This window comes from Streptomyces sp. A0958 (assembly GCF_004795035.1).
GTDB lineage: Bacteria > Actinomycetota > Actinomycetes > Streptomycetales > Streptomycetaceae > Streptomyces.
On record NZ_SSBK01000005.1, the window covers coordinates 239,578 to 260,111 of the forward strand.

At 72.5% G+C, this 20,534-nt stretch carries 22 protein-coding genes and 2 riboswitches; of the genes, 12 read left to right on the top strand and 10 right to left on the bottom strand.

Annotated elements, in window-relative coordinates; translation table 11 throughout:
- Nucleotides 1-62 precede the first annotated feature (62 nt).
- Nucleotides 63-2,486, bottom strand: a complete 2,424-nt coding sequence (gene uvrA, locus E6P78_RS07840) for an excinuclease ABC subunit UvrA (RefSeq protein ID WP_136202776.1) — start codon at nucleotides 2,484-2,486, stop codon at nucleotides 63-65.
- A 98-nt stretch (nucleotides 2,487-2,584) separates the two neighbouring features.
- Here uvrA and E6P78_RS07845 point away from each other — a divergent pair, with 98 nt between their 5' ends.
- Nucleotides 2,585-3,070: a hypothetical protein gene (locus E6P78_RS07845; RefSeq protein ID WP_136202777.1), complete on the top strand. Its 486-nt coding sequence runs from the start codon at nucleotides 2,585-2,587 to the stop codon at nucleotides 3,068-3,070.
- A 48-nt stretch (nucleotides 3,071-3,118) separates the two neighbouring features.
- Here the strand turns inward: E6P78_RS07845 and E6P78_RS07850 are convergent, their stop codons facing one another.
- Nucleotides 3,119-3,334, bottom strand: a complete 216-nt coding sequence (locus E6P78_RS07850) for a dodecin (RefSeq protein WP_136202778.1) — start codon at nucleotides 3,332-3,334, stop codon at nucleotides 3,119-3,121.
- Nucleotides 3,335-3,535: 201 nt separating this feature from the next.
- Between E6P78_RS07850 and E6P78_RS07855 the strand changes: the two genes are divergently transcribed.
- Nucleotides 3,536-4,792: an extracellular solute-binding protein gene (locus E6P78_RS07855; RefSeq protein ID WP_136202779.1), complete on the top strand. Its 1,257-nt coding sequence runs from the start codon at nucleotides 3,536-3,538 to the stop codon at nucleotides 4,790-4,792.
- A 187-nt stretch (nucleotides 4,793-4,979) separates the two neighbouring features.
- Here the strand turns inward: E6P78_RS07855 and egtD are convergent, their stop codons facing one another.
- The 4 genes from egtD to egtA are packed head-to-tail and all read right to left on the bottom strand — an operon-like array spanning nucleotide 4,980 to nucleotide 9,335.
- Nucleotides 4,980-5,942, bottom strand: a complete 963-nt coding sequence (gene egtD, locus E6P78_RS07865; RefSeq protein ID WP_136202780.1) for an L-histidine N(alpha)-methyltransferase — start codon at nucleotides 5,940-5,942, stop codon at nucleotides 4,980-4,982.
- Complete coding sequence (gene egtC, locus E6P78_RS07870; RefSeq protein ID WP_136202781.1) at nucleotides 5,939-6,694, bottom strand: ergothioneine biosynthesis protein EgtC; 756 nt, start codon at nucleotides 6,692-6,694, stop codon at nucleotides 5,939-5,941. Before egtC ends, egtD begins: the two co-directional genes overlap by 4 nt.
- Nucleotides 6,694-8,025, bottom strand: a complete 1,332-nt coding sequence (egtB, locus tag E6P78_RS07875; protein ID WP_136202782.1) for an ergothioneine biosynthesis protein EgtB — start codon at nucleotides 8,023-8,025, stop codon at nucleotides 6,694-6,696. Before egtB ends, egtC begins: the two co-directional genes overlap by 1 nt.
- On the bottom strand, nucleotides 8,022-9,335 hold the full coding sequence (egtA, locus tag E6P78_RS07880) for an ergothioneine biosynthesis glutamate--cysteine ligase EgtA (RefSeq protein ID WP_136202783.1): 1,314 nt from the start codon (nucleotides 9,333-9,335) through the stop codon (nucleotides 8,022-8,024). The genes egtB and egtA overlap by 4 nt, the downstream gene beginning before the upstream one ends.
- A gap of 147 nt (nucleotides 9,336-9,482) precedes the next feature.
- Here egtA and E6P78_RS07885 point away from each other — a divergent pair, with 147 nt between their 5' ends.
- The gene (locus tag E6P78_RS07885; RefSeq protein ID WP_136202784.1) at nucleotides 9,483-10,325 is read left to right on the top strand and encodes a TIGR02452 family protein; all 843 of its coding nucleotides are present in this window, start codon (nucleotides 9,483-9,485) and stop codon (nucleotides 10,323-10,325) included.
- A 103-nt stretch (nucleotides 10,326-10,428) separates the two neighbouring features.
- Here the strand turns inward: E6P78_RS07885 and E6P78_RS07890 are convergent, their stop codons facing one another.
- On the bottom strand, nucleotides 10,429-10,896 hold the full coding sequence (locus tag E6P78_RS07890) for a type II toxin-antitoxin system PemK/MazF family toxin (RefSeq protein ID WP_136202785.1): 468 nt from the start codon (nucleotides 10,894-10,896) through the stop codon (nucleotides 10,429-10,431).
- Nucleotides 10,897-10,998: 102 nt separating this feature from the next.
- Between E6P78_RS07890 and E6P78_RS07895 the strand changes: the two genes are divergently transcribed.
- Both E6P78_RS07895 and E6P78_RS07900 read left to right on the top strand, forming a co-directional pair.
- Complete coding sequence (locus E6P78_RS07895) at nucleotides 10,999-12,021, top strand: LacI family DNA-binding transcriptional regulator (protein WP_136202786.1); 1,023 nt, start codon at nucleotides 10,999-11,001, stop codon at nucleotides 12,019-12,021.
- Nucleotides 12,022-12,074: 53 nt separating this feature from the next.
- Entirely contained in the window at nucleotides 12,075-12,434 is a 360-nt protein-coding gene (locus tag E6P78_RS07900; protein WP_136202787.1) for a hypothetical protein, read from the top strand.
- 192 nt (nucleotides 12,435-12,626) lie between these two features.
- Here the strand turns inward: E6P78_RS07900 and trxA are convergent, their stop codons facing one another.
- A complete protein-coding gene (gene trxA / locus E6P78_RS07905; protein ID WP_136202788.1) occupies nucleotides 12,627-13,010 on the bottom strand; it encodes a thioredoxin in 384 nt (127 codons plus the stop codon).
- 116 nt (nucleotides 13,011-13,126) lie between these two features.
- On the opposite strand from trxA, the gene E6P78_RS07910 reads away from it, so the two are divergent.
- Entirely contained in the window at nucleotides 13,127-14,563 is a 1,437-nt protein-coding gene (locus tag E6P78_RS07910) for an NAD(P)/FAD-dependent oxidoreductase (protein WP_206307750.1), read from the top strand.
- Between the two features lie 12 nt (nucleotides 14,564-14,575).
- On the opposite strand, the gene E6P78_RS07915 is transcribed toward E6P78_RS07910, so the two are convergent.
- The gene (locus E6P78_RS07915) at nucleotides 14,576-15,181 is read right to left on the bottom strand and encodes a histidine phosphatase family protein (RefSeq protein WP_136202789.1); all 606 of its coding nucleotides are present in this window, start codon (nucleotides 15,179-15,181) and stop codon (nucleotides 14,576-14,578) included.
- Nucleotides 15,182-15,293: 112 nt separating this feature from the next.
- Nucleotides 15,294-15,442, top strand: a riboswitch (adenosylcobalamin (AdoCbl) riboswitch).
- Between the two features lie 2 nt (nucleotides 15,443-15,444).
- On the opposite strand from E6P78_RS07915, the gene E6P78_RS07920 reads away from it, so the two are divergent.
- Together E6P78_RS07920 and E6P78_RS07925 are read left to right on the top strand one after the other, a co-directional pair.
- Complete coding sequence (locus E6P78_RS07920) at nucleotides 15,445-15,660, top strand: CbtB-domain containing protein (protein ID WP_136202790.1); 216 nt, start codon at nucleotides 15,445-15,447, stop codon at nucleotides 15,658-15,660.
- A gap of 28 nt (nucleotides 15,661-15,688) precedes the next feature.
- A complete protein-coding gene (locus tag E6P78_RS07925) occupies nucleotides 15,689-16,471 on the top strand; it encodes a CbtA family protein (RefSeq protein ID WP_136202791.1) in 783 nt (260 codons plus the stop codon).
- A gap of 67 nt (nucleotides 16,472-16,538) precedes the next feature.
- Here the strand turns inward: E6P78_RS07925 and E6P78_RS07930 are convergent, their stop codons facing one another.
- A complete protein-coding gene (locus E6P78_RS07930; RefSeq protein WP_136202792.1) occupies nucleotides 16,539-17,048 on the bottom strand; it encodes a GNAT family N-acetyltransferase in 510 nt (169 codons plus the stop codon).
- A 394-nt stretch (nucleotides 17,049-17,442) separates the two neighbouring features.
- Here E6P78_RS07930 and E6P78_RS07935 point away from each other — a divergent pair, with 394 nt between their 5' ends.
- From E6P78_RS07935 to E6P78_RS07950, 4 genes are all read left to right on the top strand, one after another.
- A complete protein-coding gene (locus E6P78_RS07935; RefSeq protein ID WP_136202793.1) occupies nucleotides 17,443-18,408 on the top strand; it encodes a pirin family protein in 966 nt (321 codons plus the stop codon).
- Between the two features lie 100 nt (nucleotides 18,409-18,508).
- Nucleotides 18,509-19,168, top strand: a complete 660-nt coding sequence (locus tag E6P78_RS07940; protein ID WP_240799097.1) for a deoxynucleoside kinase — start codon at nucleotides 18,509-18,511, stop codon at nucleotides 19,166-19,168.
- A gap of 80 nt (nucleotides 19,169-19,248) precedes the next feature.
- A riboswitch (cobalamin riboswitch) is annotated at nucleotides 19,249-19,370 on the top strand.
- Between the two features lie 61 nt (nucleotides 19,371-19,431).
- Entirely contained in the window at nucleotides 19,432-19,824 is a 393-nt protein-coding gene (locus tag E6P78_RS07945; protein ID WP_136202794.1) for a (2Fe-2S) ferredoxin domain-containing protein, read from the top strand.
- On the top strand, nucleotides 19,821-20,519 hold the full coding sequence (locus E6P78_RS07950; RefSeq protein WP_136202795.1) for a (2Fe-2S)-binding protein: 699 nt from the start codon (nucleotides 19,821-19,823) through the stop codon (nucleotides 20,517-20,519). The genes E6P78_RS07945 and E6P78_RS07950 overlap by 4 nt, the downstream gene beginning before the upstream one ends.
- Nucleotides 20,520-20,534 lie beyond the last annotated feature (15 nt).

The following is a 20,534-nucleotide window of genomic DNA, read 5'->3' on the forward strand; positions in this document are numbered from 1 at the left end:
CCGAGAGCCGGTCCGTGAGCCAACCCGTGCGGCAAATAGGGGAGTTGGAGACGGTTGGGGGATCAGTCGAGATGGAGGGCCGCCCGCAGATACCCGGCCGTCCGGCTCTCCCGCACCCGGGCCACCTCCACCGGCGCACCCGCCGCCACGATCCGGCCGCCCCGGTTGCCGCCGCCCGGACCGAGGTCGATCACCCAGTCGGCGCCCGCGACCACGGCCATGTCGTGCTCCACGACCACCACCGTGCCGCCCGAGTCGACCAGCCCGTGCAACTGCCTTGTCAGCACCTCGACATCGGCCGGATGCAGCCCCGTCGTCGGCTCGTCCAGCAGGTACAGCGTGTGGCCCCGGCGGGCCCGCTGAAGCTCCGCCGCCAGCTTGATCCGCTGCGCCTCGCCGCCGGACAGCTCCGTCGCGGGCTGCCCGAGCCGCAGATAGCCGAGCCCCACATCCAGCAGCGTTCCCAGGCTGCGCGCGGCGGCGGGCGTGTCCGCGAAGAACTCCGCCGCCGACTCCACCGTCAGATCGAGCACGGAAGCGATGTTCAGCCCCCGCAGCGTGACGTCCAGCGTCTCGGGGTTGTACCGCGCGCCGTGACAGTCCGGGCAGGGCGCGTACGTACTCGGCAGGAACAGCAGCTCCACCGAGACGAACCCCTCGCCCTGGCACGTCTCGCACCGCCCGCCCGGCACGTTGAACGAGAACCGGCCCGCCCGGTAGCCGCGTTCACGGGCCTCGGGCGTCTGCGCGAACAGCTTGCGCACCACGTCGAACAACCCGGTGTACGTGGCCAGGTTGGAACGGGGCGTCCGCCCGATCGGCCGCTGGTCGACCTGCACCAGCCGGTCCACCGCGTCCAGCCCCTCGGCCCGGGCGCAGCCCGCCACCGGCCGCTCCGGCTCGGACTCCTCGGCACCGGCGGCCCGCCGGTCGGCCAGCGCACCCGCCAGCACCTGCCCCACCAGCGTCGACTTGCCGGAGCCGGACACCCCGGTGACCGCCGTGAACACCCCGAGCGGGAACGCCGCGTCCACCCCGCGCACGTTGTGCCGCTCCACCCCGTGCAGCCGCAGCCAACCCGATGGCGCGCGCACCTCACGCACCGGGGCCGGGCCGTCGTCGAGGAGGAAGCGCCGGGTGGCGGACTCCGTGACGTCGGCGAGCCCGGCCGGCGGACCGCTGTGCAGCACCCGGCCCCCGTGCTGACCGGCCAGCGGACCCACATCCACCAGCCAGTCCGCCCGCCGCACCACGTCCATCTGGTGCTCCACCACGAAGACCGTGTTGCCGGCCTCCTTGAGCCGCCCCAGCACCGCGAGCAGCGCCTCGGTGTCCGCCGGGTGCAGGCCGGCGGACGGCTCGTCCAGGACGTACACGACACCGAAGAGGCCCGAGCGCAGCTGGGTCGCGAGCCGCAGTCGCTGGAGCTCGCCGGAGGAGAGCGTGGGAGCCGTGCGGTCCAGGCTCAGATAGCCGAGCCCGAGCTCGGTGACCGTCCCGATCCGGGCCAGCAGGTCCGCCGTCAGCACCCGGGCGGTCTCCCCGCCGCCCGCCGCCGAGAGCACATCGGCGAGTTCGGTGAGCGCGAGGCCGGCCAGCTCCGCGATCGTACGGCCCGCGAAGGTGACCGCCATGGCCTCCGGCCGCAGCCGGCCGCCCCCGCAGACCGGGCAGGGCTCACTGGTCAGGAAGCGCTCTGCCTTCGCCCGCAGCGTGGCGCTCCTGGAATCGGCGAAGGTGTGCATCACATAGCGGCGCGCGCTCATGTACGTGCCCTGGTAGGGGCGTTGGATGCGACCCGCCTCGCGCACCGGGTGGACGGTCACCACCGGCTGCTCGTCGGTGAACAGAATCCACTCCCGGTCGGCCGCGTCGAGCGCGCGCCACGGCCGGTCCACGTCGTAGCCGAGCGCGTCCAGCACATCGCGCAGGTTCTTGCCCTGCCAGGCGCCGGGCCAGGCGGCGATCGCCCCGTCCCGGATCGAGAGGTCCGGGTCCGGGACCAGCAGCTCCTCACTGGTGCGGTGGACCCGTCCCAGGCCGTGGCAGCGGGGGCAGGCCCCGGCGGCGGTGTTCGGGGAGAAGGCGTCCGAGTCCAGCCGCTCCGCGCCCTCGGGATAGTCCCCGGCCCGGGAGAACAGCATCCGCAACGAGTTGGACAGCGTCGTCACCGTCCCCACGGAGGACCGTGCACCGGGCGCCGACCTGCGCTGCTCCAGCGAGACGGCAGGCGGCAGCCCGGTGATCTCCCCGACCGCGGGGGCGCCGACCTGGTGGATCAGCCGCCGGGCGTACGGGGCGACGGACTCGAAGTAGCGGCGCTGCGCCTCCGCGTAGATCGTCCCGAAGGCCAGCGAGGACTTGCCCGAACCGGAGACGCCGGTGAAAACGGTGAGGGTGTCGCGGGGGATGTCGACGTCGACGTCGCGCAGGTTGTGCTCGCGGGCGCCGCGGACCCGGACGTACGGATCGTGGGGGGAGGTCATGGGGGAGTGGGTCTCCGTACGCTCGGTGCCGAACTGTTCGTGCCGGCCGGTGCCGCGCCGGTTCGCCGGACACCGCGCCCGCTTGGTTTGCCGGCCGCATGCGAAACGACGCCCGGCCACTGGCCGTATTCGATCTCGACGGTACGCTCGCCGACACCGCCCACCGCCAGCACCATCTGGAGGGCCGCCGCCGGGACTGGTCCGGTTTCTTCGCCGCCGCGGCGGACGACCCGCCGCTGGCCGAGGGCGTACGGCTGCTGCTGAGCAGCGCGAAGGAGTGCGAGGTCGTCTACCTCACCGGGCGGCCCGAGCGGTGCCGCAAGGACGCCGTGACCTGGCTGGCGCGGCAGGGGCTGCCCGAGGGGCGGCTGCACATGCGGCGCGACGACGACCGCCGGCCGGCCCGCCGGACCAAGCTGGAGATCCTCCGGCGGCTCGGCCGCGACCGTACGGTACGGATGCTGGTCGACGACGAGCTGGTCTGCGACGCCGCCGAGCTGGCCGGATTCACCGTGGTGCGCGCCCGCTGGACGCCGGCCTCGCCCGCGCTGAAGGACGCGCAGGAGCGCGAGGGGCGTACCTGATCCGGCCAGGTGCGCCGCATCGGCCCGCCCGTGCGCGCCCCGCTCGCGTCACTGCGGGTCGTCGAGGCGGAAGCCCACTTTCAGGCCGACCTGGTAGTGCGCGATCCGGCCGTCCTCGATCTGTCCACGCACCTGGGTGATCTCGAACCAGTCGAGATTGTGCAACGTTTCCGAGGCTCTTGCGACGCCGTTGCGGATGGCCTCGTCCATGCCCTCCTGGGAGGTTCCTACGATTTCGGTGACGCGATACGTGTGGTTTGACATGGTATGTCTCCTCTCGCCCTTACCAAGGTGCCCTACCTCGGCCCGGTTCGCGAGGGGTCGTGGGGGTTCCGCATGTCCGGAACGCCCCTTGACCAAAGTATTGGTCCATACCAAAATCCAGCCACGCCCGTGCGAGCGCAGCCCGCAGTCCCCCACACCGGGTCCGCAATTTCGTCCTGCCGTTCCGCAGAAGGTGACTCCGTGAAAAACCGCATGCTCGTCGGAGCTGTTGCCCTGATTTCCACTGTTGCGCTGGGCGGGTGCGGCATGATCCCCGGATCGGGCGGCTCCGGCGGCAAGAAGGTGACGATCTGGCTGATGAAGGACAGTGTTACCGCCGACTTCCTGGACCGCTTCAAGAAGTCGTACGAAGAAGAGCACTCATCAGTCGAACTGGAGTTCAAGATTCAGGAATGGGGTGGCATCGGCCCGAAGGTCCTGGAGGCGTTGAGTGGCCAGGACACGCCCGATGTCATCGAGGTCGGCAACACCCAGGTCGCCCAGTACGCCGAGAGCGGCAACCTGCGCGACCTGACCCTGGAATCGATGCGTGACCTGGGAAGCGAGGACTGGCTGCCCGGTCTCGCCGAGCCGGGCAGCATCGGTGGCGTCCAGTACGGAATCCCGTGGTACGCGGCCAACCGCGTGGTGATCTACAACAAGGACCTCTTCGAGGACGCGGGCATCAAGAACCCGCCGAAGACGCGCGCCGAGTGGATCGAGGACAGCGAAAAGCTCAACCACGACGGCAACCAGGGCATGTATCTGCCGGGGCAGAACTGGTATGTGCTCGCCGGCTTCATCTGGGACGAGGGCGGGGAACTCGCCACCGACAAGGAAGGCGACTGGCAGGGTGCACTCCACAGTTCCGCCGCGCTCAAGGGCATGCAGTTCTATTCCCAACTCCAGGCGCTGGGCGATGGACCCAAGGACGCCGACGAGGAAAAGCCCCCGCAGGCCGATGTGTTCGCCGAGGGGAATGTCGCCCAGATCATCTCCACCCCCAGCAGCGTGCCGCTGATCGAGAAGAAGAACCCCGAACTCAAGGGAAAGCTGGGCTACTTCCCCATTCCGGGCAAGACCTCGAAGGCGCCCGGCTCGGTGTTCACCGGCGGCTCCGACCTGATCATCCCGCAGAAGGCCGACCAGCGCAGCGCGGGCTATGAGGTGATCAAGGCGCTGGCCGGGGCCAAGTGGCAGGAGGAGCTGGCCAAGACCATGAGCTACGTGCCCAACAAGCCCGAACTCGCCCACGTCATCGAGGGTGAGGAGAGCACCGCCGCCATGGCCGAGGGCGCCACCCGCGGCCACGCCACCCCGAACTCCTCGCAGTGGGCCGCGGTCGAGGCCGACAACCCGATCAAGCCCTACATGACGGCGGTCCTCCAGGGCGGGGACCCGGCGACCGAGGCGAAGACCGCCTCCGAGAAGATCACCGACCTGCTCGCCGGCAGCTGATCCGGCGGGGCGGCGTAGGAGCAGGCCGACCGGCGGCGCGGGCCGGGGCCGGGCCGGGCCGGCGGCGCGGGCCGGGGCTGGGCCGCACCGGCGGCGCGGGGCAGGACCGGGCCGACCGGCGGCGCCAAGGCGGGGCGGGACCGGGCCGAGACCCGGTCCCGCCCCGCCTTGGCGCCTCGCCCCCCGCTCAGTCCACCGTGGCCAGCGACAGCGCGAATCTGCCCCCGGAATCCGTCCACCAGTGGGCCAGTCGCAGCCCCGCAGCGGCCAGCTCGCGGCGCACACCGTCCTCGCGGAACTTCGCGGACACCTCCGTGCGCAGCTCCTCACCCGCGTCGAACGGCACCACCAGGTCCAGCTGCGGGATCTTCACCGTCAGCGCCCGGCGGGCCCGCAGCCGCATCTCGATCCACTCCTCGCGCGGATTCCACCGGGCCACATGCTCGAAGTCGTCCGGCGCGAAGTCCGCACCCAGCTCCCGGTCGACGACCGACAGCACGTTCCGGTTGAACGCGGCCGTCACCCCCGCCGCGTCGTCGTACGCCGCCACCAGCACCTTCTCGTCCTTCACGAGGTCCGTGCCGAGCAGCAGCGCGTCACCGGGCGCCAGCAGCGAGCGCACCGACCTCAGGAACACCGCCCGCTCCCGCGGCAGCAGATTGCCGACCGTGCCGCCCAGGAACGCCACCAGCCGGGGCCCGGGAGTGCCGGGCAGCGAGAGCCCGGCGGTGAAGTCGGCGATCAAGGCGTGCACGGACAGCTGCGGCCGCTCGGCCAGCAGGGCGTCCGCAGCACCGCGCAGCGCGCTCTCGCTGACGTCGACCGGCACATAACTGTGCAGTTCGGGAAGCGCGTCCAGCAGATACCTGGTCTTCTCCGAGGAGCCCGAGCCCAGCTCGACCAGGGTGCGGGCCCCGGACGCGGCGGCGATCTCGGCGGCCCGGCCGCTCAGGATCTCCCGCTCGGCACGCGTCGGGTAGTACTCGGGGAGCCGGGTGATCTCCTCGAACAGTTCGCTGCCGCGGGCGTCGTAGAACCATTTGGGCGGCAGTGTCTTCGGCTGCCGGGTCAGACCGTGCAGCACATCGGCGCGCAGCGCCGCGTCCGTCGCGTCCACCGGCAGGGTGCGGGTCAGCAGGAAGGGACTCACGCGTGGGGCTCCTTCAGCGGGGTCAGCAGGACATCGGAGCTGGTCGCGGTCAGCAGTGCGCGGTCGGGGACCTCGCACCAGCGCGGATCGTCGTCGTACGGCTCCGAGGCGACGACCGTGTGCCGGCCGGGCTCGGACAGATGCCACAGGGTGTCGCCCCAGGCGGTCGCCACGATGGTGCGGCCGTCGGTGAGCAGCAGGTTGAGCCGGGAGCCGGGGGCGGCTTCCGCGACCTCCAGGACCGTGTCCGTCACGGCCTGCGTGAGCGCGTCGCCCGCCGCCAGCCGGTGCTGCACCAGGGCCCACACCAGGGCGGAGTCGCTGCGCGCGGTGAGCCGCAGCAACTCGGCCGGGGGCAGGGTGGCCGCCAGGGCCGCCACCGAGCCGGGCCAGCCCTGCAGCGCCCCGTTGTGGCTGAACAGCACGTCGCCCGCGGTGAACGGCGCCGCCGCGGCCTCGCCGTCCGGGTCCGCCCCGGTCGCGTCCCGGACCGCGGCGAGCAGCGCGTGGCTGCGGACCACCCGGGTCAGATCGGCGAAGGTCTGGTCGCCCCACACGGGGCCCTGGCGGCGGTAGCGTCCCGGAACCGGGTCACCGTCCGCGTACCAGCCGACACCGAAGCCGTCGGCGTTGACCGTCCCGTACCGCTGACGGCGCGGCTCCCAGGACTGCCGCACCAGGGAGTGCGCCGGCCGCGTCAGCACCTCGCCCAGACCTATGGGCGGCCCCAGGTATGCGATGTGACGGCACATCAGAGGTCCCTTGCGGTACGGAATCCGGCGAATACCTGCCGCCGGACCGGCAGGTCCCAGTTGCGGAACGTGCCCCGGCAGGCCACCGTGTCCACCGCGAACGAGCCGCCCCGCAGCACCTTGTGCTCAGGGCCGAAGAACACCTCCGAGTACTCGCGGTACGGGAACGGGGCGAACCCCGGATAGGGCAGGAAATCGCTCGCCGTCCACTCCCACACGTCACCGATCAGCTGCCCCGCCCCGCACGGCGCCCGCCCGGCCGGATACGCCCCGGCGGGCGCCGGCCGCAGATGGCGCTGCCCCAGATTGGCGCGCTCCGGCGTCGGGTCCTCGTCGCCCCACGGATATCGGCGGGAGCGCCCGGACGCGGGGTCGTGCCGGGCCGCCTTCTCCCACTCCGCCTCGGTGGGCAGACGGCGGCCCGCCCACCGCGCGTACGCGTCGGCCTCGTACCAGCTCACGTGCAGGACCGGCTCGTCGTCCGGCACCGGCTCGGTCACCCCGAAGCGGCGGCGCAGCCACTGCCCGGCGTCCCGGTGCCAGAACAGCGGGGCCCCCAGCTCGTGTTCGCGGACCATCGCCCAGCCCTCGGGCGCCCACCAGCGCCGCTCGCCGTAGCCGCCGTCCTCGATGAACGCCCGGTAGGCACCGCAGGTCACCGGGGCGGTGTCGATGCAGAAGCCGGGCACGTCCCGCCGGTGCGCGGGGCGTTCGTTGTCGAGCGCCCACGGCTCGGTCGAGGTACCCATGGTGAACGGGCCGCCGGGCACCAGGACCTCGGTGGGCAGCGCCGGAACGTCGACGGCGGGCGGCGGCTCCGGTGCCGTCAGGGCCACCGGACCCGAGCGCAGCTGATGGGTGATCAGCATCGTTTCGTCGTGCTGCTGTTCGTGCTGGGCGATCATCCCGAAGGCGAAGCCGGACCGCACCAGCGAGGCGCCGCCGTCGAGCGGGGTGGATTCGAGCACGTCCAGTGCCCTGCCCCGCACCTCCGAGGCGTACGAACGGGCCTCGGCCGGGGCCAGCAGCGGCAGGGAGGGGCGAGTGGCGCGCGGGTGCTCGAAGGCGTCGTACAGCCCGTCGATCTCCGGACGCATCGCCTCCCGGCCCGCGACGCCGCGCAGCAGCCACAGCTCCTCCTGGTTGCCGATGTGCGCGAGGTCCCAGACCAGCGGCGACATCAACGGCGAGTGCTGGGCGGTCAGTTCGTGGTCGTCCACGCTGTCGGTGAGCAGCGTGGTGCGCTCCCGGGCGGTGAGCAGCGCCGTGAGCGCCCGCTCGCGCAGCGCCTCAGCGCCCCCGGCGTTCGGGGGAGTGGGGGATTCGGTCATGACAAGGTCCCCTTCGGATGGTCCGGGCGGTGGTCCCGGCCCGTGGTGAGCAGGTCCCGCAGATCGTCGGCCGGGCACCTGCCGCGGGCGACGTAGCGGTCGTGGAAGCCGGCCACCGCGTCCCGCACAGCCCGGGACGCGCCCAGCCGGGGCAGCGCCTCCAGAGCGAGCGCGAAGCTGACGTCCGCCGCCTGGCGCAGCTCCGGATCGGTCAGCCCGTCGCAGGCGGCGGCGGTCCACAGCGGATTGCGCGGTGCGGCCCGGGCGCCCGCGGTCTCGGCCAGCGGCTTGACGGCGCGGTACACGGTCTCGGCGGCCTCCGGGTCGTCGAACAGTGCGGTCGTGACGGCGAGCGGCACGATCCAGCCGTCGTCACCGGGCTGCGCGTCGATCATGCGCAGCTCCAGGTGCCCGCGCGGGCGGACCGGCGGGAACAACGTGGTGATGTGGTAGTCGAGGTCGCTGCGGTCCGGGCGTCTGGGCAGCCCCGAGCCGATCCAGTCCCGGAAGGTGAGCCCTTCCGGCACGGCCCACGGAGCCTCGCCCCGGACGCACAGCACCGGTGTGTCCAGGACATGCGCGGCCCAGGCGTCGCGGGGCGGCAGCGGGCCGGCGGGGGCCAGCGTCCGCGACGCGTCCAGATCGGCCCACAGGGACTGGCGCGTCGACCGCCAGGGTGTCGGCGCGCCCTGCCGGAACGGCGAGTTGGCGAAGACCGCCACCAGCACGGCGCCCAGCAGATGGGCCAACTGCCAGCGCCGCGCGTACCCGAGCGGCCCCGGCTCCTCCTCCCCGGCGTCCAGGCAGACCTGGACCGAGGCGGTGGTGCACATCATGGCCCGGCCGGCCGGTCCCCACCGGTCGAGCGCCCTCTCCATGGCGTCGTACCGGGGCTCGCGCAGGAGCCGGCGCGGTGGCTGCCAGGGATCGACGCCCACTCCGGCGGGTGCGAGACCCAGTCGGGCGAGGGCGGCCCGTACGGCGACGAGATCGGCGGCGGCGTCGTTGACGCACGCCATCAGGGAATCGGCGGGGCGCGAGCTGAGCTCCAGCTGGCCGCCGGGTTCGAAGGTGAGCGCCGCACTCAGGGGCAGCGCCCGGACGGCCGTTGCGGCCGCCTCCAGAAGGTCGGGCGGGACGGGGCGGTGAGGGTGTTCACGATCGTGCAGAAGCCATTCGAGTTCGACTCCCACGGTGCGCGGCGGTCCCGTCTTGAAGCAGATGCCGCGCAGTAAATCCTCCGCCTGGCCCTCGTCGAGGGGCGGGGCGGGAGCGGGCGGACCGTGGCCGCCGGGTGTGTCGGATGACATGCCGGGCCTCCTTGTTCCGGTGCGTCCGTCCTAGCCAAACCCCTGTAAAGCGATCGCACAAGAGTGCCCTGTGCGCCGGATATCCGGTTGCGTCCGCTCCGACGGGGCGTCGATCATGCCCCGTATGCACCTTAAGGGGGAGTGGTCGTGAGCGCCCGGCTGCGCGGGATCGCGCGGGAGACCGAAGCCATCGTCCGGGCGGGTTCCTACCGCACCGCGCAGGGCCGCGACATCAGCATCGAGCGCGCCCTGACCGCCGCGCTCTCGGGCACGCGGCTGTACGGCCCCGAGCCCGTACCCGTCGCCGCGCTCGACCGGGACCGGACCCCGGTCGTCGAGGTCACCGGCGAGAGCAGCCTGCGGGCGGCCGCCCGGATGACCGGCGAGCGGCCCGGCAAGGTCGCTGTCCTGAACTACGCCTCCGCCCGCAATCCCGGCGGCGGCTACCTCAACGGCGCCCAGGCGCAGGAGGAGGCCCTGTGCCGGGGCTCCGCGCTGTACGCCACGCTGCTGCGGGCCCCCGAGTACTACGCCCACCACCGCGCCGAACGCAGCGCGTTCTACACCGACCGGGTCATCCACTCACCGGGCGTGCCCGTCTTCCGCGACGACCGGGGCCGGCTGCTCGACACCCCGTACACGGCGGGCTTCCTCACCTCGCCCGCGCCCAACGCCGGGGTGATCCGCGCCCGGACCCCGCAGGAGGCCCACCTCATCCCCGCCGCGCTCGCCGCCCGGGCCGAACGGGTGCTGGAGGTCGCGGCCGTACGCGGCTACCGCAGGCTGGTCCTGGGCGCCTGGGGGTGCGGCGTGTTCCGCAACGACCCCGCCGAGGTGGCCGGCGTCTTCCGTGCCCTGCTCACCGGCGAGGGCCGTTTCGCGGGCCACTTCGAGCAGATCGTCTTCGGCATCCTCAGCCGCGACGACGCCTCACCCACCAGAGCCGCATTCGAGCGCGTGTTCGCCGGCCGGTGTCAACCCTCACCCTGACGTCCAGGGTGAGGGTGGGTGTGCCGCCGGGTGCGCCGGAACTGCTCCGTTCGGGTCGGCGGCCCGCCCCGCACCTTCGGCCGGGGCGGGCCGTCGGGCGCGGCTACGACCAGCCGTAACGTTCCCTCAGCCGCCCGACGACCAGGTCGAACCTGTCCCGGTCCAGGGCGCACGCCTCGCGCCGCATCCCGTCCTCGTGCACCCGCAGCACCCGGTCCAGGTCCACCCACGACTGGCGCCCCGAGCTGTCCCAGGGGCCCGCGCCCAGCGCCACCCACTCGCGTTCCCGGTCGTGCTGCTTGCTGGACAGCTGCACGGCCAGCAGCGTGCCCGCCGCCTCGCGCGCCACCACCAGGACGGGGCGGTCCTTGCCGCGCCCGTCGTTCTCCTCGAAGGGCACCCAGGTCCAGACGATCTCCCCGGGATCGGGGTCGCCGTCCCGGTCGGGTGCGTAGGAGGTGCGGACCGGGCCCACATCGCGCGGGTCGGCCTCGGAGGTGGCGGCGGTACCGGAGCGGCCGGGGAAGGCGGCCGGATCGTCATGGCTGTCGGTGCGGTGCTGGATCGTCATCGCAACACCGTAGAACCTGCCCCGCCGCCCGCGTGGAGCGGGGCGGGCACGGGGGGCCGTGGCGTCGGGCCGTCGCCGGGGTCTGCGAGACTGCCCGCAGCCATGAGTCAGTTACCCGAGCAGTCCACCGAAGGTCCCGTGCCGACCAGCGCCGATGTGGCGCGCCTGGCCGGCGTCTCCCGGGCCACCGTCTCCTACGTCCTCAACAACAACGCGCAGGTACGGATCAGCGATCCGACCCGCCGCCGGGTACGGGAGGCCGCCGACGAACTCGGTTACGTACCCCACGCGGCTGCCCGGACCCTGCGCGCGGGCCACTCCCGCATGGTGCTGCTGCCCACCGGCGACATGCCGGCCGGGCCCCTGCACCTGCGCTTCCTGCGCGAACTGGAGGCGGGGCTGCGGGACCTCGACTACACCGTCGTCCAGTACGGCTCCCTCGGGCTCGGCGCCGACGACGCCGCCCGCGCCTGGGCCGAACTCCGCCCGGCCGCCGTCATCGTGCCCGGTTCCGTCCCGCTCGCCCCGCAGGGTATAGCCGTGCTCCGGCGTTCCGGAGCCAAGGCGGTCATCACCCTGGGGCCTCAGCCGGTGGAGGGCGCCCACGCCTTGATCACGGATCAGCGGGAGGTCGGCGGCTGCGCGGTGCGCCATCTGCTGGAGCGCGGGAGGCGCCGCATCGGCGTGGTGATGCCCGAGGAACCCGGCGCCGCCGTGTTCGCCGCCCCGCGACTGGCCGGCGCCCGCGCTGCCGCGCTGACCGGGGGCGCGCGGATCGAGGTGCTGCCGCTGCGCTACGACGAGGAGTCGGCCGCCGCGCTGGCCGCCCGGTGGCCCGGGCTCGGCCTGGACGCCGTCTTCGCCTACGACGACGCCTACGCGATGCTCCTGATGCGGGCGTTGCAGGACGCGGGGATCGAGGTGCCGGCCGACGCCGCCGTGGTGGGCGCGGACGACTCCATGATCGGGCGGCTGCTGCGGCCCCGGCTCAGCAGCGTGCGCATGGAGTTGGCGACGGCGCAGCCGCTGGCGGACCTGGTGGACCGCCTGGTACGGCATCCGAGGACACCGCCCGAACGCCACGACCTGCTACGGGCCCGGCCGGTGCGGCGCGAATCCAGCTGACCGCGCGAGCCGGGCGCGGCGAGGTGCGCGGCGGGCGGCCCGTGCCTAGCGTCATGACCATGAGTCATCCGCAGAGTTACGAAATCCTCATCGTCCCCGAGTTCACCGACGACAAGGCCCCCGAGTCCCAGGGAACCGGGGGCGGTGCCGCCGGCGCCAGCGTCCGGGGCACGGCGGCCAAGGGCTCCGACGAAGGAGGCCCCGGCGACGCCGTCCGCTCGGCCGTCGTGACCGCCACCGGCGAGACGGGCGAGACCGGATACCCCCGCTACGCGGGCGACGGCATGGTGGCGGACATCGACCCGAGGACGCAGGCGGTGGAGGGCCTGCTCGTCGACGGATCGGAACTCGCCTACGGGCTCTCGGCCCGCATCGCCGAGCGCGACCGCAGGCAGCGGGACACGGACGGCTGAGACCGCCCGCCATCAGCCGCGGACCGGCCGGTACACGACCGGGACCGGCCGGTACACACCACTGGCGCCGATCATTACAGACAACCGGCGCCGACCGTTACACACGACCGGGACCGGCCGGTACACATCACTGGCGCCGACCGGTGCGGGCGAGCGGTGCCGACCGGTTCGCGCGATGCCGGAAGGGGCGGCCTACTGCTGCCCTTCCTGCCCGCGCTTCTGCTCGGCCTCGATGGACTTGCGGACCTCGTCCATGTCCAGCTTCCTGGCCTGGCCGATGACGTCCTCAAGGGCCGCCTCGGGGAGTGCGCCCGGCTGGGAGAAGACCGCCACGTTGTCCCGGACGATCATCAGCGTGGGGATCGACCGGATCTCGAAGGCCGCCGCCAGTTCCTGCTGCGCCTCCGTGTCCACCTTGGCGAAGACCAGGTCCGTATGACGCTCGGATGCCGAGTCGTAGACCGGTGCGAACTGCCGGCACGGGCCGCACCAGGAAGCCCAGAAGTCGATCAGGACGAACTCGTTGTCGCTGACGACCTGGTCGAAGTTTTCCTTGGTGAGCTCTACGGTGCTCATGCGTTGCTACCTCTTCCTGTGCCCGTATGAGACGTGTCCGGGACAACGGTGCCCGTACTCGCGCTATTCCGCCTGCCCATGTGGCCGACACCCACACCCGCGGACACAATGGGCGTATGACACATGCTGCGGAGCCTGCCGTGTACGACGTCGTGGTCATCGGTGCGGGCCCGGTGGGTGAGAACGTGGCGGACCGGGCCCGGGCCGCCGGGCTGAGCGCCGCCGTCGTCGAGTCCGAGCTGATCGGCGGCGAGTGCTCCTACTGGGCCTGCATGCCCAGCAAGGCCCTGCTGCGCCCGGTCGTCGCCCGCGCCGACGCCCGCCGCGTCCCCGGCCTGAGCGGCGCCGTGCAGGGGCCGCTCGACACCGCCGCCGTCCTCGCCCACCGCGACGAGTACGCCTCGCACTGGAAGGACGACGGCCAGGTCGCCTGGCTCGACGGGATCGATGCCGACATCGTCCGCGGCCACGGGCGGCTGACCGGCCCCAAGGAGGTCACCGTCACCGCGCCCGGCGGCACGGAACACCGCCTCACCGCCCGGCACGCCGTCGCCGTCTGCACCGGCAGCCGGGCCGTGGTCCCCGGCCTGCCAGGGATCGAGGACGCCCGCCCCTGGACCAGCCGCGAGGCGACGAGCGCCAAGGAGGTGCCCGGCCGGCTCGTCGTCGTCGGCGGGGGAGTCGTCGGCGTCGAGATGGCCACCGTGTGGGCGGCCCTCGGCTCCGAGGTCATCATGGTGGTGCGCGGCAAGGGGCTGCTCCCCAGGATGGAGCCATTCGCCGGTGAGCTGGTCGCCGAGGCGCTGACCGAGGCCGGGGCCGACATTCGTACGGGCGTCTCGGCCACCTCCGTACGCCGTGCGGACCCGGACGGGCCGGTCACCGTGGAACTCGACAACGGCGAGAGCGTCGAGGCCGACGAGATCCTGTTCGCCACCGGCCGCGCCCCGCGCACCGACGACCTGGGCCTGGAGACAGTCGGCCTGGAACCCGGCTCGTGGCTCACTGTCGACGACAGCTGCCGGGTCGAGGACACGGACTGGCTGTACGCGGTCGGCGACGTGAACCACCGCGCCCTGCTGACCCACCAGGGCAAGTACCAGGCACGCATCGCGGGTGCGGCTATCGCCGCCCGCGCCAAGGGCACGCCGCTGGACACCGAACGTTGGGGCACCCACGCGGCCACCGCCGACCACGCGGCCGTCCCGCAGGTCGTCTTCACCGACCCGGAGGCCGCCTCGGTGGGCCTCACCCAGGCCGAGGCGGAGCAGGCCGGCCGCCGGGTCCGTGCCGTCGACTTCGACCTCGGCTCGGTGGCGGGAGCCGGGCTGTACGCGGACGGTTACCGGGGCCGCGCCCGCATGGTCGTGGACCTCGACCGCGAAGTCCTGCTGGGCGTCACCTTCGTCGGCCCCGGCATCGGCGAACTGCTCCACTCGGCGACGATGGCGGTCGTGGGCGAGATCCCCGTCGACCGGCTCTGGCACGCGGTGCCGTCCTACCCGACGATCAGCGAGGTCTGGCTCCGGCTGCTGGAGACCTACCGGGGATAGGTACGTCGTGTTTCAGCCGGCCGGCTCCGCTGCCAGCGGCCGGCCGCAGCGCAGGTTCCACCGCCCCGACCGGCCGCTGAGTTCCGTCAGGGTCAAGGGGGGGACGTCGAGCCGCCAGAACGCCTCCCGCGGCAGTGCCAGCGCGTGGACCAGCGCCGCCCGCACCAGGGACGGCTCGGCGACGGCCAGCACCCGGAAGTCGCCGTCGGCATCGCCATCGCTGTCGCCGTGCAGCGAGTTGAGCCAGGCGCCCGCTCTGGCGCACAGGCCGTGCAGCGACTCGCCGCCGTGCGGGGCGGCGGTGGGGTCCGCCAGCCAGGCCGCCACCTGTTCCGGTTCGCTCCGACTCACCTCGTCCAGCCGGGCACCCGCCCACCGGCCCAACCCCCAGTCGGCCAGGGCCGGTTCACTGGCCGCCGACCGCAGCCCCAGGGCCTCGGCGGTCAGGGCGCACCGCTCGGACGGCCCGCGCACGGCACGGTCCGCGGCAGGCACCCGCGAAGCGGCGAGCCGGGCCGCCCGGACGCCGGACGCGTCGAGCGCGGAGTCACCGGCGAACCGGGCCTCGCGCAGCGCCGCGTTCATCGCCGGTGAGATCAACATCACCCGTACCGTCATACCCGCCCTCAACTCCCCGAACAGTGGCCACATGACCAAGCACACCATGGCATCCGGGGCTTCCGAGCGGTTCGGACGGGCCATGGCGGCGCCCGGTGTCCAGGGGGTATGGTCTCGGCGACATGACGAGGGTGTGACGGAAGTCCGGTGAGAATCCGGCACGGTCGCGCCACTGTGTACCCGCACGCGTGCGGGAAGTCAGACCCAGCACCTTCGTCTCAGGCACCACGATCGGGACGCGTGTTCCCACAGGAGGTTCTGCCATGGCGCAGACTGCTGCCCCCGCCACCGGCGCATCCGCCATCACCCCCATCTCCCTGAAGGCCATCGCCCCTTGGGCGGTCTTCTTCGGCCTCCTCATGCTGGTCCTGCTCTACTTCGTCGGCGCCGAGCAGGGCGCCACGGCCGTCATCTCGGGCGAAGGCGTGCACGAGTGGGTCCACGACGGCCGTCACCTCCTCGGTTTCCCCTGCCACTGACCTGCCTGCTGATCCAGGGGAATCCCTCATGAACTCCATATCTGTCAGAGCCCTACTGGTCCGCGGCATGCTGGCGGGACTGGTCGCGGGCGCGCTCGCGCTGCTCGTCGCCTACTTCCTCGGTGAGTCCCGTGTGGACGCCGCCATCGCGCTCGAAGAGGCCCACAGCGCCCACGGCCACGACCACGGCGCCGCCGAGGAACTCGTCAGCCGGAGCATGCAGTCCACCGCGGGCCTGGCCACCGGTGTGCTCGTGTTCGGCGTGGCCGTCGGCGGCATCGCCGCGCTCGTCTTCTGCTACGCCCTCGGCCGGATGGGCCGGTTCGGCCCGCGCGCCACGGCCGCGCTGATCGCGGGCGCGGCCCTGCTGAGCGTGTACATCGTGCCGTTCCTGAAGTACCCGGCCAACCCGCCGGCCGTCGGCAACCCCGACACCATCGGCAAACGCACCGCGCTGTTCTTCCTGATGGTCGCCCTCAGCGTGCTGCTGGCCGTCGCCGCCGTCATCATCGGCAAGCGGCTGGCGCCCCGCCTGGGCAACTGGAACGCGACGGTCGCGGCGGCGGCCGGCTATCTGCTGGTGATCGCCCTCGCCTACGTGTTCCTGCCGTCGATCAACGAGGTCGGCGCGGACTTCCCGGCCACGCTGCTGTGGCAGTTCCGGCTGGCCACGCTCGCGGTGCAGGTCACGCTCTGGACCACGTTCGGCCTCCTCTTCGGCCACCTCACCGAACGGCTGCTGGTCCCGAGGGCCGCCGCGGTCACGGGCGCCAACGGCCGGGCGGACCGGGCGGCGACCGTCGTGGGATGACCACCGTCGTACGGACACAACGGGCGGAGCCCGCCGGGGCCTTCCGGCGGGCTCCGCCCGTTGTGCCTCACTCCTCGCCGGCTGAGCCGCTCCAGTCGATGGCGTAGTACTTCAGCGCCGCGTCCTCGGCCACGAGGCGCATGCCCGCCGCCGCCATGACCCGCTGGGAGGGGACGTTGCCGACGTCGGCGTCCCCGCGCACACGGGCGACGCCCTGGTCACGGGCGAACCGCAGCAGCGCCCGAAGCGCCTCGCCGGCATACCCCTTCCCGCGCGCCGACTCAACGAGCCCATAGCCGATCGTGACGCTCCCGTCCACGTCCGGCGCCGCGTGGAACCCCACCCCGCCGATGACCACCCCGTCCTCGCGCAGCCGTATCTCGTACGGGCCGAAGGGGCTGGGGTCGCCGGTGTCCGCGCACGACGTGAGGAAGCGCGTGGCAGCCCCCTTCTCGCCGGGGGAGGGGTAGCCGGGGGCCCAGCGCCCGCCGGCGGCGGGGGAACCGGCCACCACGTGTTCGGCGTCGGTGACGCTCATCCCGTGCAGGAGCAGGCGCGGGGTTTCGACATTATTCATGATCCTCGGGGTATCACGGGGCGGCAGGCCCCGGCACGCGAATATGGCCTGCGGCTACGCGTCGCGACCGGCCCCGCTATCCGAATTCGGGACCGGCGGTTACGAGTCGCTGCCGGTCCCGAAGTCCCCGGAGAGCGCGGCGTCCAGCCGCAACTGTTGTCCGCCTCGGCCTGCCGCCCCTGCCGCTCCAGCGTGCGGCCGAGCTTGGGCCTCGCGTAGTGCTCCACCGGATCGCGCTCCAGCACCGCCCGCAGCTCCGTTTCGGCCCGAGCGGTCGCCGGGCTGGCCCCGCAGGCGTCCGATGCGCACAACACCCACAGGTGGTTCAACCTTCCACTAAATGTCCGGCGTGGGCATCACCCGCCCCCTCCCGTGGCCGAATAGGTTGAGCGCCATGAGCAATCTCGATCGCCAGGCCGTCCCCTCCGTCTGCGGAGGACGGGGCTTCGTCGTCGCCGAACCGGTACGTGAACTCCTCGCCCCGCGCCGGGTGCGCCTCGGCGAGTCCACCGAGGTCCGCAGACTGCTGCCCAACCTGGGCCGCCGCATGGTCGGGGCCTGGGCCTTCGTGGACCACTACGGCCCCGACGACATCGCCGACGAACCCGGCATGCAGGTGCCGCCCCACCCCCACATGGGCCTGCAGACCGTCAGCTGGCTGCACGAGGGCGAGGTCCTGCACCGCGACAGCCTCGGCAACCTCCAGACGGTTCGCCCGCGCGAACTCGGCCTGATGACCTCCGGCCGCGCGATCAGCCACTCGGAGGAGAGCCCCAAGCGGCACGCCGCCCTGCTGCACGGCGCCCAACTCTGGGTCGCGCTGCCCGACGCGCACCGGTCCGTCGAGCCGCACTTCCAGCACCACCGCGACCTGCCCACCGCCACCGCCCCCGGCCTGACGGCCACCGTCATCCTCGGCGAACTGGACGGCGCCACCTCGCCCGGCACTGCCTACACCCCCATCGTCGGCGCCGACCTCGCGCTGAACCGGGGCGCCGAGGCCCGGCTGCCGCTGGACCCCGACTTCGAGTACGCCGTGCTGTCGATGTCGGGAGAGGCCGAGGTCGACGGCGTACCCGTGCTGCCCGGCTCGATGCTCTACCTCGGCTGCGGCCGCACGGAGCTCCCGCTGCGCGCCGAGTCCGATGCCGGACTGATGCTCCTGGGCGGCGAGCCCTTCGAGGAGGAGCTGGTCATGTGGTGGAACTTCGTGGGCAGGACCCAGGCCGACATCGCGCAGGCCCGCGAGGACTGGATGAACGGTGATCGGTTCGGTGCGGTCCACGGCTACGACGGCCCGCCCCTCCCGGCTCCGGCGCTGCCCGACTTGCCGCTGAAGCCGCGCGGGCGGGTGCGCTGAGCTGCGATTCTTCTCTTTCGAGGGTTGCCGGGTTCCTGTTTGCCGCGTCGCGGGCATCGTGCCCTTCCGACGTTGCCCGGGAAAGAAGCGAGGTAGGGCAGTGATCTGCGTCGGCGGCATGATCGGGATCGGCAAAACAAGTGTGGCCGAGCTGATCGCCAAAGAGCTGGGGAGCAAGGTCTTCCGCGAGAGCGTGGAGGACAATCCGATCTTGCCGCTCTTCTACACGGCTGATCCCGAGGAGATGGAGGCGAGGCGCTACCCCTTCCTTCTCCAGCTCTACTTCTTGCAGACGCGATTCGCCGCGATCAAGGAGGCGTACAAACAGGACGACAACGTCCTCGACCGGTCGATCTACGAGGACTGGTACTTCGCCAAGGTCAACCACGACCTCGGCAGGATCAGTTCCCTGGAGATGCGGGTGTACGAGGGGCTGCTCACAGAGATGATGCGTGAGATCGACGGCCTGCCGTACCGCAAGGCACCTGATCTCATGGTGTACCTCAGCGCGGACTTCGAGACGGTGCTGCGCCGCATCGGTCTGCGGGGGCGCGACTTCGAGCAGGGCCAGGGTCTCGTCGAGTACTACCGGACGCTGTGGTCCGGATACGACGACTGGGTGCGCGAGCACTATTCCGCCAGCGACGTCCTCGTGATCGACATGAACCGAACTGATGTGGTGAACAGCCCCGAAGACGCGGGGCGCGTCGTCCGGGAGGTCGTGGACGCCCTGTCCGTTGTGAGGGCCCGGCGTTTCTGACGCGGAGGGTGCATGGTGGTCGGCGTCTTCCGGCGAGGGGCGGGTGGCATCATGGCTGGTGACTTGGGGGACAGCGCTCCGAGGAAACCGGTGTGAATCCGGTGCGGTACCGCCACTGTGATCGGCGAGCGGATCGGAACGTGCCACTGTCCCGCGCGGGCGGGAAGGCCGGGACGAGCGCTTGCCCGAGAGCCAGAGACTCACGCTGTCGCCTTCTCGACGTACCCCGGGGCGGAGCTCCCCGGCGAGAGGGAGGACGCGGCATGCCTGAACAGCCCGCCGACGAGAACGCGCCGACAGTGGACCGGGCGGCCCCGTGCCGGGTGGTGGTGTGCCGCGACTGCTGCTGCGGGACCGTGAAGGTCGACGCCGATCACGCGGCGCAGACCGCGCGGTTGCGGGAGATCGCCCCGGTGCGGATCTCCGAGTGCCTGGACGTGTGCGAACAGGCCAACGTCGTCGTCGTGCAGCCCTCGGCGGCCGGACGGGCGGCAGGCGCCCGCCCGGTCTGGCTCGGGCTGGTCAACGACCCGGCAGCCACGGAGGACATAGCGGACTGGGTGCGGGCCGGGGGGCCGGGTGTCGCGGCCCGCCCCGAGATCCTCGACCTCTATGTGATCGCCGCGCCACGCCGCGTCGGGACATCCACCTCATGACCGGCGGTCAGGGCGCGGCGGACGAAGTACCGGCGCACGAGACCGTCGAGGCGCTGCGCGACGTCGCACAGCTGGGAGGTTTCTTCGCCCTCGACACGGCCTTGGGGCCCGCGTCCGGCGAAGAGCGTCTCACGGGGGAGGGGTTCGCCGCGCGGGCCGGAACCGTCAACGAACGCTACGGCACCGTCGAAACCCGTATCGGCGTCTCCATCGCTCACCTCGGACTCGCGGCACGCCTGTGGTCGCCGGTCCTCGCCTGCACCCTCGTCCACGGCATCGTGCCGGTGATGACCACCGTGGAATGGGCCGGCGACGGCTCAGCCCTTCGGCTGGCCGGGCCGCGGGGCAGCCGTGTCCCGCGGTCGGGGTCGTCGCCGGTGGCGGACGCCGTGGCCGCGCAGGCCGACGGCGTCCTCCGACGCGTGGAGAGCCACCTGCCCGTCAAGATGGCGCCGCGGCTGCTCGCGGGGAACTCCGCTTCCGCGCTGGTCGGTTCGGCGGCGCAGCTGCTGAGGTCCCGGCCCGGGCTGCGGGCGCCGCTCACCGAGCTGACGCGGGAACTCCTGGAGACGGGACGGCTGCGCGGGACCGGCCGGATCACCGGCCCCGAGCTGACCTTCCGCCGCCGCAGCTGCTGTCTGTACTACCGGGCGCCGAACGGCTCGAAGTGCGGGGACTGCTGCCTGGTCCGGTGACCGGGCAGGTCACCG